At 70.3% G+C, this 14,343-nt stretch carries 12 protein-coding genes; 7 read left to right on the forward strand and 5 right to left on the reverse strand.

All coding sequences use genetic code 11. The features are described 5' to 3' along the window. Positions 1-138 precede the first annotated feature (138 nt). The 3 genes from VF794_RS30145 (at position 139) to VF794_RS30155 (ending at position 3,802) form a co-directional block, all read left to right on the forward strand. Positions 139-1,290, forward strand: coding sequence for a hypothetical protein (locus VF794_RS30145; protein ID WP_331116374.1), 1,152 nt, complete (start codon positions 139-141; stop codon positions 1,288-1,290). 3 nt (positions 1,291-1,293) lie between these two features. Continuing rightward, entirely contained in the window at positions 1,294-1,977 is a 684-nt protein-coding gene (locus VF794_RS30150) for a cell surface protein (protein WP_331116376.1), read from the forward strand. A 139-nt stretch (positions 1,978-2,116) separates the two neighbouring features. Then, positions 2,117-3,802, forward strand: a complete 1,686-nt coding sequence (locus VF794_RS30155; protein WP_331116395.1) for an FHA domain-containing protein — start codon at positions 2,117-2,119, stop codon at positions 3,800-3,802. Between the two features lie 3 nt (positions 3,803-3,805). On the opposite strand, the gene VF794_RS30160 is transcribed toward VF794_RS30155, so the two are convergent. Then, positions 3,806-4,204, reverse strand: coding sequence for a hypothetical protein (locus tag VF794_RS30160; protein ID WP_331116377.1), 399 nt, complete (start codon positions 4,202-4,204; stop codon positions 3,806-3,808). A 271-nt stretch (positions 4,205-4,475) separates the two neighbouring features. On the opposite strand from VF794_RS30160, the gene VF794_RS30165 reads away from it, so the two are divergent. Both VF794_RS30165 and VF794_RS30170 read left to right on the forward strand, forming a co-directional pair. Further along, positions 4,476-7,445, forward strand: a complete 2,970-nt coding sequence (locus VF794_RS30165; RefSeq protein ID WP_414640984.1) for a protein kinase domain-containing protein — start codon at positions 4,476-4,478, stop codon at positions 7,443-7,445. Positions 7,446-7,468: 23 nt separating this feature from the next. Continuing rightward, positions 7,469-8,263, forward strand: coding sequence for an ABC transporter ATP-binding protein (locus VF794_RS30170; protein ID WP_331116381.1), 795 nt, complete (start codon positions 7,469-7,471; stop codon positions 8,261-8,263). On the opposite strand, the gene VF794_RS30175 is transcribed toward VF794_RS30170, so the two are convergent. Further along, positions 8,260-8,664, reverse strand: coding sequence for a hypothetical protein (locus VF794_RS30175; RefSeq protein ID WP_331116383.1), 405 nt, complete (start codon positions 8,662-8,664; stop codon positions 8,260-8,262). The two genes, VF794_RS30170 and VF794_RS30175, sit on opposite strands and share 4 nt — an antisense overlap. Positions 8,665-8,898: 234 nt before the next feature. Here VF794_RS30175 and VF794_RS30180 point away from each other — a divergent pair, with 234 nt between their 5' ends. Further along, on the forward strand, positions 8,899-10,962 hold the full coding sequence (locus VF794_RS30180) for a chloride channel protein (RefSeq protein ID WP_331116385.1): 2,064 nt from the start codon (positions 8,899-8,901) through the stop codon (positions 10,960-10,962). Positions 10,963-12,383: 1,421 nt separating this feature from the next. Then, entirely contained in the window at positions 12,384-12,545 is a 162-nt protein-coding gene (locus VF794_RS30185) for a hypothetical protein (RefSeq protein ID WP_331116387.1), read from the forward strand. Positions 12,546-12,581: 36 nt separating this feature from the next. Here VF794_RS30185 and VF794_RS30190 read toward each other — a convergent pair whose 3' ends face one another. The 3 genes from VF794_RS30190 to VF794_RS30200 form a co-directional block, all read right to left on the reverse strand. Then, entirely contained in the window at positions 12,582-12,749 is a 168-nt protein-coding gene (locus VF794_RS30190) for a hypothetical protein (protein ID WP_331116389.1), read from the reverse strand. Next, positions 12,734-13,078, reverse strand: a complete 345-nt coding sequence (locus VF794_RS30195; RefSeq protein ID WP_331116391.1) for a histidine triad nucleotide-binding protein — start codon at positions 13,076-13,078, stop codon at positions 12,734-12,736. Before VF794_RS30195 ends, VF794_RS30190 begins: the two co-directional genes overlap by 16 nt. Before the next feature lie 22 nt (positions 13,079-13,100). Next, positions 13,101-14,343 (reverse strand): hypothetical protein (locus VF794_RS30200; protein WP_331116393.1); only part of this gene is annotated, 1,243 nt, incomplete at its 5' end.

A 14,343-nucleotide genomic window follows, 5' to 3' on the forward strand; every position in this document is an offset into this window, starting at 1 on the left:
CGGACACACCGAGGCCTCCGAGGGGAGGCAGCGGATGCGTCGCCGTGTGCGTCCTGTGTCAGGTCGTGCCCGGTGCGCATCCCGCTCCCGCTCCCTCGCGAAGGCATTCCGCCCGAGGGGGCGAGGAGCAGGACGCGGATGAAGAACACACGGATGGGTTCGAAGGGCTTCGGCCGCTTCGTGGTGGTCCTGGGTACCCTGTCGCTGGGGTTGCTCGTCACCGGCTGTGACGAGGACACCGTGCCGGTGGATGCCGGTACGGACGCGGGCATGGACGCGGGCACCGATGCCGGCACGGACGCGGGGGTCGCGTGCACGGACCTGCCGCATGATCCGAAGCTCGGCACGCTCCAGCTCCAGACGGGCTTCGCCGCCGCCGAGACCGCCGCGCTTCCCGAGGGCATCGGGTCCGTGACGGCCATCCAGAGCGGCCCCGAGTTCAAGCTGTACGGCCTGCGTGGCACCGACCTCTACGAGCTCGGCACCTGGCCGAACGTCGCCCTCGGCACCGCGGCCCTCCAGAGCACCATCGCCGAGCCGGATCGTGCTGGCACCACGTACCCCAACGGCTATCTGACCAACGATGGGACCCGGGTCCTCTCCGGCTACACGAAGCCGGGCCCCCTCACGAACACTCCGGGCATGGTCCTGGTCTACGACACGCGCACCCCGGCCAACTCCCAGTATGTCTCCGCGCCCGGCAACTTCACCGCCGCGGGCCTGTCCGGGAGCTTCCTCATCAACGGCCAGGGCATCGAGGGCTCGAACGAGAGCGGCAATGCCGTCTACGCCTTGAAGACGGAGACCTCGCCCTTCCAGGGCTCGAGGTTCGCGACCTTCCCGGAGTCGGGTCTCTACAGCGGCTACACGGCGGTGGCGACCAACGGCGTGGCCGTGCTCGGGTACAGCGACAGCGCCTTCACCAACCACCTGCGCGCGATGGCTCCCGCACTGTATACGCCGGCCCTCTCGGGCGGGACGACCCTGGCCCTCTCCGACAGCAACGCGCCGGAGATCTACTCGGGCGACCTCGCCGAGATCACGGCCTTCGGTGAGGGCGTGGCGCTGCACCGCACGAACTTTCCCAACACCCGCGACGTCTCGCGCATCGCGCTGACGGTGGGGGGGACCGACGCGAAGGTCGTCACCGCGGGCACGCTCGAGTCCGTGCTCACCACCAGCAACACGTGCACCAACGTGGTGACGATGAGCCCCCTCGGCGCGGATCTGCTCGTGGGCGTCAAGGACAAGAACGGCCGCCGGCTCGTCCGCCTCCAGGTCCAGCCCTAGTCCATGAAGACGCACGACATGGTGGTGCGCTGGAGCGCCTGGCTCGTCCTGTCCGTGCTCGCCTCGGGCTGCGGGGGTCCCTCCGAGGAGGGCCCCTCGCGGCCACCGGTGGTGTGCGCGAGCGAGAACAACCCGTTCGCCGACGAGGTGGTGTCCTTCAAGCCCGGCCAGGAAGCCGGTTTCGGCCAGGACGGCTACCCCGACATCGTGCTCGGGCCGCCCGTCGGGTACGGCTCCGGCATGGGCTCGCTGGACGTGCTCTCGCTCGGCGAGCGGGGGGAGATCGTCCTCGAACTCACGGACCTCGGCGTGGTGGACGGGCCCGGCGTGGACCTGCTCGTCTTCGAGAACCCCTTCGCGGGCTTCGTGGAGACGGGCACGGTCTCGGTCAGCGAGGACGGCGAGTCGTGGCACGAGTTCCCCTGCGACGCCACCCACAGGGCAGGGGGCTTCCCGGGCTGCGCGGGCGTGAAGCCCGTGAACTCCTCGCCGGACAACGGCATCAGCGCCACGGATCCCTCCGTGGCGGGCGGCGATGGCTTCGACCTGGCCACCCTCGGCGTGGCCCGGGCGCGCTTCATCCGCATCCGGGACACGGGGACCAACTCCTACGGCTTCACCTCCGGGGGGTTCGACCTGGACGCGGTCGCGGTGGTGAACGGCTCCCCGCTCTGCGAGTGGAAGTGAAGACCCGGGTTTGACGCGGCCCATGGGTATGCCGGTACCCGGTCGTTTTTGACTCCCCGTGTCAATGGGCCGCCCCGCGGAGCGCATGTGGACACCCATGCGTGAACAGGGGGCCGGGTCGTGTAATCTCCCGCCCGCGATGTGGCAGATCATCATCAACGGTCCGGGGTACTTCGACACCGCCTACGAGTTGCCAGAGGGCGTCACGCACCTCGGCCGTGCGGATGAGAACGACATCGTCTTGGGAGGCGATCTCGTCTCGAGGCGGCACGCCCGCCTCGTCGTGAACGGGGACTCCCTGCGCCTCGAGGACCTCGGCAGCCGCAACGGCAGTCGCGTCAACGGCTCGCCCCTCACCGGCTCCACGGATTTGCAGCCCGGCGACACCATCGCCCTGGGAGAGAACACCCTCTCGGTGCGTCAGCCCAACCAGGTGGAGAACGCCGCCACCGAGATGGTGGACTTGAGCGCCGGAGGCGTGCGCCGCTTCGGCCATGGGGAGGACGTGGCGCCCGCCGTCATCTTCGCCAAGAACGTGAAGAACGTGGACCTGCTGCGGGCGCTCGACAACTTCTCCAGCCCCTTCGACAGCCCGCCCACCAGCGCGGCCCCCGTCGAGCCCACGCCGCCCACGCCTCCCCGCGGCGTCTACGAGACGCTCGTCCTCCTCTTCCACGTCGCCGAGTCGCTCGCCACCGCCACCCACCTGACGGCCTTCCTCGAGGCCACCATGGACCGGGTGCTCAGCCGCATCGACGCCACCACCGCCGTGGTGATGCTGCGCCACCCCACCGGCGTGCTGGTGCCCGCCGCCGTGCGGCACCGCGGCAAGCTCGCCAAGGGGGAGGTGCCCGTCTCCGACGCCATCGTCGAGGAGGCCCTGAGGCAGGGTCGCGCGCTCCTGGTGGGAGACGTGCGCGACGACCGCCGCTTCGCCAGCCGCGAGAGCGTCATCCTCTACGGCGTGGACCGGGTGCTCTGCATCCCCATCGGGCTGGAGCCTCCCTTCGCCGGTGTCCTCTACGTCAACACCTCCGCGAAGAACGACACCGAGCTGGAGGTGATGCTCGACGCCTGTACCGCCGTGACGCACCTGGTGGCCTCGGGCGTGCAGAAGTTCGCCGCCGCCTCGCCCGGGCAGGCGTTGCGCCACCACCTGGAGCGCTTCCACGCCCCGGAGATGGCCGAGCGCCGCGCGGCCGAGCTCCAGCGCGCGGGGGGCAAGCTGCCCACCAAGATGGAGGAGCGCAATCTCACCGTGCTCCACGCCGAGCTCGTCGGCTTTGGTCCACTGTGCGGCCGCATCGGCGCCGAGCGTGCCACCCTCCTGCTCAACGGCTTCCACTCGCACATGGGCGGCCTCATCTTCAGCTACGAGGGCACCGTGGAGGCCTTCGTCGGCGAGTCGCTGCGCGCCCTCTTCGGCGCCCCCTACGCGAAGAACGACGACGCGGTGCGCGCCGTGCGTGCCGCGCTGGCCCTGCGCTCCGACTGGGAGCGCTACATGGCCACCCGCCCCATGGAAGAGCGGTGCGAGCTGCGCATCGGCATCAACACCGGCCGCGCGTTCGTCGGCCTGGTGGGCCCCGAGTCCCGCCCCTCGTACTCCGCCGTGGGCGAGGGCGTCCACGTGGCCTCGTGGCTCGCCGGCACCGCCATGCCCGGTCAGGTGCTCATCACCGGCAAGACGCTCGCCGTCATCGGGGCCCGCTTCGACGTCATGCCCCTGGGCGAGCGCCTCATCCGCCCCCCTCGCGACAAGGTCGCCGCCTTCGAGGTGGTGGACGAGGACATCCCCCAGCTCACCAAGGCCGGGACGCGCTGAAGTTCAGGCGCTCCTCAGTCGGGCGATGAGGTCGCGCGCCTCCGCCGGGGTGGAGGCGAAATACACGGGCGAGTGCCGCTTTCCGAGCAGGTTGTGCACGAGCTGGATGCCCTTGGCCGCGGCCCTGTGGATGAGGCGGGCCCCGACATAGATGATGGACGAGAACCACTCCGGGTCGGTGTGCTCGCTCGCGTAACGCCGCCCCTCCGCATCCAGGGAGGTGTTCTCCGTCACGTCGGCCACCATGACGAATGCCCGTTGACTTCCCAGCTCCCGGCTGAGGCTCACCGTCCAGATGACCTCCTGGAGGGAGATGGGGCCCTGGAACGTCACCCAGACAAGGTCCGGTGGCTCGAAGCGGACCTGATGGGCACCCAGCCTCCATTCGCGGTGTTCTGACATCGTCCCTCGTATTCTCCACGACCCGGCGTACGCAGTGCGCTCCTCGGGTGTGCTGCCCCGGATCAGGGGTGTGCGATGAGGAAGGGAGAGGTGGGATGGGGGGGTGGGCTCGCGCTCGGACCCGGCTCCATGCGAGCATGGTTGCCCCCCTCCCGAGCATGATCGTCCCGTTTCCGGCATGAATCCGTCGTCCTCGCCCGCCCGACTGCGGCCATTCCGGCCCGTGCCATTCGGGCGCTACACGCTGCTGTCCCAGCTGGCCACCGGCGGCATGGGGGAGATCTTCCTGGCGCGACTGGAGGGTGCGCAGGGCTTCGAGAAGCTGTGTGTCATCAAGAAGATCCTCCCGCAGCTGGCGGAGGATCCGGAGTTCGTCGAGCGCTTCGTGGGAGAGGCGCGCACGCTGGTGAAGCTGTCGCACGGCTCCATCGCGCAGGTGCTGGACATGGGGCTCACCGAGGGCGAGGCCTACATGGCCCTCGAGCACGTGGACGGCAAGGACCTGCGCAAGGTGGCCGCGCGCGCACGAGACAGGCAGATGCCGCTGCCCCTCACCTTCGTGCTGTTCGTGATGGGCCGGGTGCTGGACGCGCTCGCCTACGCGCACCGCAAGAAGGGCGATGACGAGGGGGAGCTGAACCTCGTCCACCGGGACATCTCGCCGCAGAACATCCTCATCTCCTACGAGGGGGAGGTGAAGGTCATCGACTTCGGCCTGGCCAAGAGCCGGCTGAGCGCGGCCAGGACGAACCCGAGCGTCATCCTCGGCAAGTTCCTCTACATGTCGCCGGAGCAGGCCAGACACCAGCCGGTGGATCGCCGCAGCGACCTGTACGCGGTGGGCCTGTGCCTGTACGAGCTCATCTCGGGCCGCAACCCCTTCGACCTGCTGCCTCCCGGCGAGCTGATGCCCGCGGTGGCCCAGCCGAACATCCGGCCGCTGGGCGAGGTGGAGCCGTCCGTGCCGCCCGCCGTGGCGCAGCTCGTGATGCGGGCGCTGGCGGTGGAGCCGGCGCAGCGCTTCCAGACGGCGGAGGAGCTGCGCGGCAAACTGAACGCGTGCTTGCTGGTGATGGATCCCTCCTCGGGCCCGGAGAGCGTCAGCCGGTACATGCACGAGCTGTTCGCCTCGGAGTACCAGGCCGAGCGGCGGCTGCTCGCGGCCCTGAAGGAGGCGGGGCGCGCGCCCGAGCCGGAGCCCGTGGTGATGGGCGTGCTGGAGAGGGAGGCCCCCCGGCCCGCGTCGACTCCGCCGCCGAAGACGAACCGCCCGGAGGGCACGGTCGAGCCGCTGTCCTTCCGACCCACGCCGCGCACGCGCGAAGGCGTACCCGTCTGGGACGACGGCGAGACGCGCCAGGGCGCGGTGATGGACGCGCCCACGCGGCCCGCCATCGTCGTGGAGGCCATCGAGGAGGCCGTGCGCGCTCGCTCGTCCTCCTCGGCGGCGATGGGCCCGCCCACGGTGGAGGTGTCGGGGCTCGAGGGTGCTCCCGTCACGTCTCCTGGTCCTGCCCTGACCCCGATGGGGCCGGTGTCGCGACCCGCGTCCGCGCCAACGCAGCTCGCCGTCCCGCAGCAGGCGTCACCCGGAACGCCGCGTGCCGCTCCCTCCGCGCCCGTGGTGCCCATGGAGTCGCGCTCCAGTGGGATGAGGCCAGCCGCTTCCTCCGCGCCGCCAGTGGTGTCCGCGGAGTCGCGCTCGAGTGGGATGCGGCCCGCGCTCGTGCCGTCCGGTGGTCTGTCCGGCTCCAGCCTGCCGACGCGCGAGGTGCCGGTGTCCGACGTCATGCTGCGGGCCTCCACGCCCATGGCGACGCAGGTACCCCCGGTGGACCTCGCCCAGGTGCCCATCGAGGACACCCCGGTCTGGTCCGAGGCGCTCAGCGCGGAGGAGGATCTGGGCGCCATCGAATCCTCGTCCGAGTCCGAGGACGCGAGGACCGCTCCTCCGGTGCCCTTCGGGACGGACGCGGTCGCCCAGGAGGTTTCGGACGAGCTCCCCGGGTTCCCGGCGTTCGAGCCCTCGGTGGATGACGCCTCCCTTCCGTTCCACACCTCACCCCCTGAGGAGGACGTCGAACTGGCGTCACCCACCGACGCCGAGGCCGAGGTCGGGGTGGACGTGAGCCTGGACGACACGAACCCGCGCATCCAGATGCCGCACTCGTCCCAGGAGCCCACGAATCCTCGGGCGGCCCGGTCGAGCGTGTACCACCAGGACACCCAGCCGCGCGCGCTCATCGGCGAGGCGTTCCTCCGCCAGGAAGAGAAGGAAGAGAAGGAAGAAATATCGCAGAGCGGCAGGTCCCGGCCCGGCGGCGCCCGCGTGACGAGTCGTCGTCCGGCCGTGACGGGCACGTCCGGCCCTTCCACGCGCTCGCCGTCCTCTTCCCCGAAGCTGGCGCCTGTCGCCGAGCGCGGGCAGGAGGCGCGGAATGACGCTTCCGGCGAGGTCGTGGACATCCCGACCGCGAGCGGAACCACCCGCCGCACGTCCGCTCCCCAGCGGCCGACGAGCCCGCTGAAGTGGACGGGCCTGGTGCTCGGGCTGTTGCTGCTGGGGGGAGGCACGGGGGCCGTCGTCTTCTTCGCGCTGAAGCCGGAGCCGGAGGTGAAGCCTCCGCCAGCGCGCCCGCTGTTCCCTCCGGGCGCGAAGGCGCCCCGGGCTCCGCAGGGGGCCACCCCGCCGTCGCCCACCGCCGCGGCGCCTGCCTCTCCGGACACGGCACCTGCCTCTCCGGACACGGCGACTGCTTCTCCGGACACGGCGACTGCCTCCGTGGCCGCCCAGGCGGATTCGGAGCCGACCGCCGTTGCTCCGGCGGAGACGCTCGCCGAGGCTTCCAACGCCGTGATGGCGGAGGCGCTTCCTGAAGCGGACACGGGCTCCACGCCGGACGCTCCCGCGCCAGCCGCGCCTCCGGAGGAGGCCTTGAGCCCTCCGCCCACGCCTCCATCCGGCAACACGGCATCCTCCAGCACCAACAAGCGTGGGACGCTGCGCAGGCGCACGTCGCGCGGCCAGTCGACCTTGCAGAAGGAGTGGGCGCGCACCAAGGGGGCCTTCAAGGCCCTCAACAGGACCTACGGGTGCGAGATCCTCAATTTCCTGTGCGTTCGCTATGACCTGCTCGAGGCCAAGGTGTCGAGCAAGGGGGACGCCGAGGATCCCGCGCTGCTCGCCAAGGTGCGGGAGCTGCACCAGGACATCCTGAACAAGAAGAAGAACGGTCCGTAGGCACGAGGCCCTCTGCGCGCGCCGTGGACACACTGCTCGACATCCAGGGACTGAGCGCCGGGTACGGGTCCTCACCCGTGCTGCGGGACGTGGACTGCACCGTGCGGGCCGGTGAGCTGTGGGTGGTGCTGGGGCCCAACGGCACGGGCAAGAGCACCCTCCTGCGCGCGGTGCTGGGGAGCCTGCCGTGGACGCGCGGAGGCATCCAACTGTTGGGGCGGGAGCGGGGGGAGTGGGAGGCGCGGGCGCTCGCCCGGAACGTGGCGTGGGTGCCACAGGGCTTCGAGCCCGCCGAGGGCTTCAGCGGACTGGAACTGGTGTTGATGGGGCGCAGCCCGCACCTGGGCCTGTGGGGCCTCACCTCGCCAAGCGACGAGGGGCTGGCGCGCCAGGTGCTGGAGGAACTGGGCGTGGCGTACCTGGCCGAGCGTTCCTGCGAGGCGATGTCCGGCGGAGAGCGGCGGATGTTGCTGCTGGCCCGAGGGCTGGTGCAGCAGCCGAGGCTGCTGTTGCTGGATGAGCCCACGGCCTTCCTCGACGTGGCCCACCAGGTGGGGGCGCTCGAACGGGTGCGCGCGCGGGTGGACGCGGGCCTGGGCGCGGTGGCGGTGCTCCACGACGTCAACCTCGCGGCGGCCTTCGCCACCCACGTGCTGCTGCTACGCGACGGGCACGTGCTGGCCCAGGGCCTCGTGGCGGACGTGCTGCGACGCGAGGGCCTCGAGGCCCTCTATGGCGTGCCCATGGAGATGGCGAGCGCGCCCTCGGGCGCTCGCCTCTTCGCCCCACGCGCAGGACGGTCGGCGCGGGAAGGTTAGTGGGACTCGGCCTCGCGGCTGCTCTCGAGCTGGTCGTTCGCCATCTGCCGGGCCGAGTCAATGCCTCCGCCCACGCCCAGGGGGGCGGCTCTCCGCTCGCGGGGCACCACCTGCGGCTGGCTCAAGATGTAGGGACCCTGGGCGGTGTTCGCGTTCTCCCCTGCCGCGGGGTGATCCTGCCAGTGGTCCGTGGTGATGCCCTCGGTGCCACCGCCACCCGTCCCCTCCGTTCCCACCTGGCGGCTCTCGGCCTCCGAGGCGGACGGGCTCTTGTACTTCTCCTGGAGCGGCGTGTAGGGCGGGCCCATCTGCTTGGCGCCATCCTCCTGTCGGGAGACGCAACCCGTGGCGAGCGCTCCACCCAGCCCCAGAACCATCGTCCATCCCAGCCAGCGCTTCATCGTCTCTCTCCTGATGGAAGTCCGTATTTCGCTGTCCGTTGAAGTTAGGGACGGGAAGGCGAGCGACCACGCGAGGGAAGAGCGCCCGCCTGCTCGACCGCCCCGCCTGGAATCCGGTGCCGTCCGCTCGCCCGGCAGTGTCCGCTGGAGGAAGCCCTGGCAGGCAGGACGTGCCTGGGTGGGCTCGGGCGTGCGAGGGTGGTTGCTTCGACCTCAAAGCATGTCGCGCGGAGCATGGACTCCTCTTCTTCGCAGGTGGACGGGACACCAGACCGGCGCTGGCCGGACTGGCATCGGTGGTTGTTGAAGCTGCTGGAGGCCACGAACCGTCTCCGGTTGCCGGGGCCCTCGGTGCTGCCGGTGGCGGGCGCGGTGGTGGGGGTGTACGCCGGCCTGGCGGCGGGCCTCTTCGCCAACCTCATCGCGCTCGTCAGTGGGCTGACCTTTGGCTTTCCGCGGCTGGTGGACATGCTGCGCGCGGAGTCCGGCACGCGGCTGGAGCTGGCGGAGGCCTTCGCCGAGGCCCGCTGGCACTTCGAGTACCTCATCGTCGGCATTCCGCTGGGGCTGGGGGCGCTGGTGCTCGCGCGCCTCATGCTGCCCGGAGGTCCGCGGGACGAGGTGAAGCGCCGGCTCCAGGTGCTGGGCCTGCTGGTGCTGGGCGCGCTGTCGCTCTACTACCCGCTGGTGGCGCTGGCGGCGCTGAACGCGGTGCTGGGCCACATGCACGACCCGGGGAGCGGCCTGGAGCGCCTGCCGGTGTGGCTGGTGCCGCTGCTGCCCATGCTGGGCGGCGCGCTGGTGGGGCATGTGCTGCGCAACCGGCCCGAGGCGCACGGCCACGGCGTGCCCGAGGTGGTGAAGGCGGTGGAGCGCGAGGGCCGGCTGCCCGCGCGGGACGGGGTGCTGAAGCTGGTGGCGAGCGCCATCACCATTGGTACGGGCGGCTCGGCCGGACGCGAGGGGCCCATCGTCTTCGGAGGCGCGGCCTTCGGCTCGGCGGTGGGGCGCACCCTGGGCTTCAGCCGGCGCGAGCTGGCCATCCTCCTGGCGAGCGGCGCGGGGGCGGGCATCGCGGCGTCCTTCAACGCGCCCATCGCCGGCGCCATCTTCGCGATGGAGATCATCCTGCGCGAGCTCCAGCTTCGCGTCTTCTCCCCCATCATCCTCGCCAGCGTCACGGCCACCATGGTGGGCCGGGGCGTCATGGGCAACGCCGCGATGATTCGCCGCGTGGGCTACAGCATGGTGAGCGGCTGGGAGATCGTCTTCTACGCGGCGTTGGGGCTGGTGACGGGGCTGCTGGCGTACGCCTTCATCCGGCTGATGCACGACCTCGAGGACTTCTTCCAGGGGAGGAAGGCCGGAGGGCTGAGCGCCTTCCTGGGACGGCAGCCACTGCCGATGCGGGCGGCGCTGGGGGGCCTGCTGGTGGGGGGCCTGGCGCTGGTGCACCCGGTGGTGTGGGGCACGGGGCATGAGTCCATCAACGAAGCGGCGGTGCGGGCGCTGTCGCTGTCCCTGCTGGCCTCGGGGTGCGCGCTCAAGCTGGTGGCCACGGCGCTGACCCTGGGCTCGGGGGGCTCGGGCGGGACGTTCTTCCCCATGACGGTGATGGGGGCACTGGCGGGAGGAGCCTTCGGGGAGCTGTTGCACTCGGCCATGCCCGGCATCACCGCGCCGAGCGGCGCCTACGCGATGGTGGGCATGGGCGGGGCGGTGGCGGCGCTGACACGCGGGCCGCTCACGGGGCTGATGATGGTGTACGAGCTGAGCGGCAACTACGCCATCATCCTGCCGCTGATGGTGACGTGCACCATCGCCGCGGCGCTGTGCCACGCGCTGGTGGAGCGCAAGGTGGGGGTGGACCTGCACGCGCTGCGACGCACGCCGGTGAGGGCGATGGTGACGTGGGTGGAGCCGGTGGGGCCGGAGCTACCGGCCCGGGTGGTGCGCGAGCAGTTGCTCACCGCTCCGGTGGCGGCGCTGCCGGTGCGCGCGGGAGACGGGCAGCTCGTGGGAGTGGTGACGGCGAGCACGCTGGGCGAGCGCTGGCCGCGGGGGGAGAGCGAGGCCACGGTGGCCACGTTGGCGGACCTGATGCGCCCGGTGTCGCCAGACATGTCGGTGGGAGAGGCCCTGGCGCTCATGGATGAGCGGTCGCTGGACGCGTTGCCGGTGCAGGAGAACGGGCGCGTGGGAGTGGTGACACGCGTGGGGCTCGAGCGCTTCCTGGGAGCGAAGCGCAGGGCCGCGAGGCCCGAGCCGGCTGTCGCCGCGACGGAGATTCCCCGCTAGGTGTCCGTGGTATCGGGATGACGCGACGGAGTAGGGTGCCGGCGGAACATCGAGGTGTAGCCCCTTTCACGAGCAGGACTCATGCGCTGGCGAATGGTGTTCGCGTTCACGTTGCTGATGGTGGTGGGAACGGGGTGTCCGGAGACCTGGAGAGAGGGCGGCACCATCGATCGGGCGATGGCGAAAGACATCGCGGAGGAACTACACCGGCACGATTGCAACTTGAGCAAGGAGGAGTGGATGGCCAAATGCTACATTCCCGCGAGATGGGAGGACTTCAAATGCCCGCATGAGTGTCAGTTCAGGATTGCCCCATGATGCGCTGGCGGAAGTTCCTTGCCTTTCTTCTGGGATTCCTCCTGGTATTGCCATTGGTTTGGGCAATCCATGTGGCGATGTTTGGGGGATTGCATCTCACTCCGGGTGCGAAGGTCGCCCCGATGCTGGCGCCTTCTGAGCGCCAAGGCTTGATGACCTACGAGCGCGCCTGTGGAGGGCACAGGGATTGTGAGCCTCCGCTCGGGTGTTTCTTCAATACTCGATCGAGATGGATGTATTGCACGGACAGTCGGTGCATGACGGATCAGCAATGCTCCGAGGAGATGGCTTGCCTGACGCAGAAGACACAGGGAGGCGGTCCTCCCATCCGTTATTGCACGCTCGTGGGATTGAGAAAGGAAGGCGAAGCCTGTGCTGAAATGCCTCCTTCGCAGGCGTATGCGTGCCAGCGCGGCCTCTTCTGCCAGGAGGGCCGGTGCGGACGGCCTTGCCAGCTGGACTCGCCCGAGAGCTGCCCCGAGGGGTTCTTCTGCCGTGAGGGCCTCAATGGCCCGTCCTGTCTGCCCACCTGCGAAGGCCGTGCGTGCCCCGATGGCCAGGAATGCGTCCGGCTTGAGATGGGCATGTCCGTGTGTGCGGAGGTCCATGGCCAGAACTGCCAACGGACACCCTGCTCTCCTGGTGCGCACAAGTGCTCTGTCTGGGATCCTCCCGACCACCCGAGCGAAGTCTGGATGACCTGTCTCATCCGTTGTGGTGAGGAGAACACCCCTTCCTGCCCCGAGGGGTTCGTCTGCGAGATGAACTACTGTAGGAAGTCCTGTGACCCGGCCGTCCCCAACGCCTGCGGTCCACACTACAAGTGTTACCGGTACTCCGAGCGTTACGCTTGGACGTGCGATCCGGACCTGTGAGCCACGCGCGTCCTGCCCGGTCTGACTCTCCCTCAACCGCGCCAAGGGAATCCGTTTCCTCCCATCCGAGCAAACCTCGACGGGCGTTCTGAGTCTCATCAAGAGCGCCGAGCAGCGCCTTGTCCTGGTGACTCCGTATCTCAAACCATGGAATCACCTGCGTGACGCCATCCTCGAAACGGCCCGGAGAAGACACAGGATCTGTCTCCGAAGATCATCGAGGCCCGCATGCGCCATCCGCAGGCATACGAGGCTTGGTCGGATGAAGAGGGCGAGTTCGTAGCGCAATTGTTCCAGCGAGATCTCTCGCCGGAGGCCATTGCGAATCTAACGGGACGTCAGCCCTCGGCAATCGAGGGCCGGCTCAAGGAGTGGGAACTGCTGCAATGAGCACCTGCGTGCCCGAGGCCACTCCGGCAAGATGAGCTAGCCGCCCGGGGCGGGCGCGGAGGCTCCCGAGTAGCCGATGTCGAGCACCATCACCAGCAGCAGCACCACGCAGGGCATGGCCATGGCGGGCGAGCCGATGCGCAGGTCGAGGCCCGAGCCGAGCACGCCTGACGGGCAGCCGGGCGGGCCTACCCCGGAGGCCACTCCATGGGGCGTCCGCCGAGGACATGCAGGTGGATGTGGAACACCGTCTGCCCGGCGTCGCGGTGGGTGTTCATCACCAGCCGGTAGCCGCTGTCGGCGATGCCTCGCTGGCGGGCCAGCTTGGCGGCGGTGAGGTAGAGGTGCCCCACCACCTCGCGCTCGTCCACCGTGAGGTCGTTCACCGTGGGGATGTGCTTCAGGGGGATGACGAGCAGGTGCGTGGGGGCCTGGGGATTGATGTCCTCGAGCGCCAGGCACACGTCATCGCGGTGGACGGGCTTCGCGGGCACCTGGCCGTCGCGAATCTTGCAGAAGATGCACTCGGACATAGGCGGGCCGGCTTAGCACGGCTCATGGAAGCCGAGCGCTCCAGGCGGGGTCCGGAGCGCACCGACTGTTGGGCAGTCGGACGAGGACGAAGGGGCCCTCGGAGGCCACCACCTCGCCAGGACCCACGGCCCCGGAGACGGTGAGGACGTGGTTGAAGAGGCCGGACTCGCGCCCCGGCCCGTTGTGCGCGTAGAGGGGCACGTCCCGGTGGAAGTAGCTGTAGCCGCCCGTCCAGGCCAGGTGCACCGCCTCCACCTTCAACCCGCACACGTCCGGCAGGCGCCCGGCGGTGATGAGCAGGCGGTTGATGGCGCCCGAGTCATCCCAGGCGCTCGCCTGGGGCTTCACGTCCTCGTACTGGCCCAGGTCCCCGAAGGTGAGCAGCCCCGCGCGCATGCCGGAGAAGCCCGCCACGGCCACCACCGCCAGCGGCAGGGCGAGCCTTGCGGGCGAGGGCGGCAGGTGGCGCAGCACCGCGTCCAGTCCCACGCCGGCGAGCGCGGCGAACAGGGGCAACACGGGCACGAGGAAGCGCAGCTCCTTGTGGGGCTGGAGCGCGTGGAGGAGGAAGAAGGCGCCGGCCACGCCGAGCAGGCCCGGGGCCCGCCTCGCGGCGAGCAGGCAGAGCGCTCCGGTGACGACGGTGACGGTGCCCATGGAGCGCAGCAGGACGCGGCCGTAGTACGCGAAGGGGGCGGTGCCCCAGGCGGAGGCCTTGCCCTGCACGAGGTTGAAGTCCAGGTACACGCGGGCCGAGTGGAACCAGCGGCCCCAGGTGAGCCAGTCGAGCAGTCCGAAGAGGAAGGCCCACCCGGTGAGCACGGCCAGGGTGTCGCGCACGGCCCGCCCGTCACGCCGGGCCGCCAGCACCGCCACGAGGCCCACGCAGAAGACGCCATTCTGCAGGCGCAGCAGCACGGCGAGCCCCAACAGCGAGGCCCCGGCCGCCACCGTGCGGCGCGAGGCCCCCGGGGTCAGCGCCAGGGCCAGCCCCAGCACCACGGGCAGGGCGGAGGCGTTCTCGCTCAAGGCCCGGGGGGCGAAGTAGAGGGGCACGGCGGCCAGCGCGAAGAGGGAGGCCCCCGCGGCCGACGCCAGCTCCGAGGCCCCATACGCCCGCGCCAACCGGTAGCCCCCCCAGGCCGTTGCGGTACCAATCAGTCCGAACAGGCCCCTCGTCACGCCCAGGTACTCCCGGGGCTCGTCCAGGCCCACCAGGGCGGACAGCTCGAGCGGGACGGCCACCAGGGCCGGCAGGGCCCAG

The organism is Archangium sp. (genome assembly GCF_036389735.1).
Taxonomy (GTDB): Bacteria; Myxococcota; Myxococcia; order Myxococcales; family Myxococcaceae; genus Archangium.

What these genes read in the sequence shown, in the direction of transcription:
- VF794_RS30195 (WP_331116391.1), bottom strand. Translation starts at nt 13,078, where the DNA reads ATGTCCGAGTGCATCTTCTGCAAGATTCGCGACGGCCAGGTGCCCGCG.
- VF794_RS30180 (WP_331116385.1), top strand. Translation starts at nt 8,899, where the DNA reads ATGGACTCCTCTTCTTCGCAGGTGGACGGGACACCAGACCGGCGCTGG.
- VF794_RS30150 (WP_331116376.1), top strand. Translation starts at nt 1,294, where the DNA reads ATGAAGACGCACGACATGGTGGTGCGCTGGAGCGCCTGGCTCGTCCTG.
- VF794_RS30165 (WP_414640984.1), top strand. Translation starts at nt 4,476, where the DNA reads ATGGGGGAGATCTTCCTGGCGCGACTGGAGGGTGCGCAGGGCTTCGAG.
- VF794_RS30160 (WP_331116377.1), bottom strand. Translation starts at nt 4,204, where the DNA reads ATGTCAGAACACCGCGAATGGAGGCTGGGTGCCCATCAGGTCCGCTTC.
- VF794_RS30145 (WP_331116374.1), top strand. Translation starts at nt 139, where the DNA reads ATGAAGAACACACGGATGGGTTCGAAGGGCTTCGGCCGCTTCGTGGTG.
- VF794_RS30185 (WP_331116387.1), top strand. Translation starts at nt 12,384, where the DNA reads ATGCGCCATCCGCAGGCATACGAGGCTTGGTCGGATGAAGAGGGCGAG.
- VF794_RS30175 (WP_331116383.1), bottom strand. Translation starts at nt 8,664, where the DNA reads ATGAAGCGCTGGCTGGGATGGACGATGGTTCTGGGGCTGGGTGGAGCG.
- VF794_RS30155 (WP_331116395.1), top strand. Translation starts at nt 2,117, where the DNA reads ATGTGGCAGATCATCATCAACGGTCCGGGGTACTTCGACACCGCCTAC.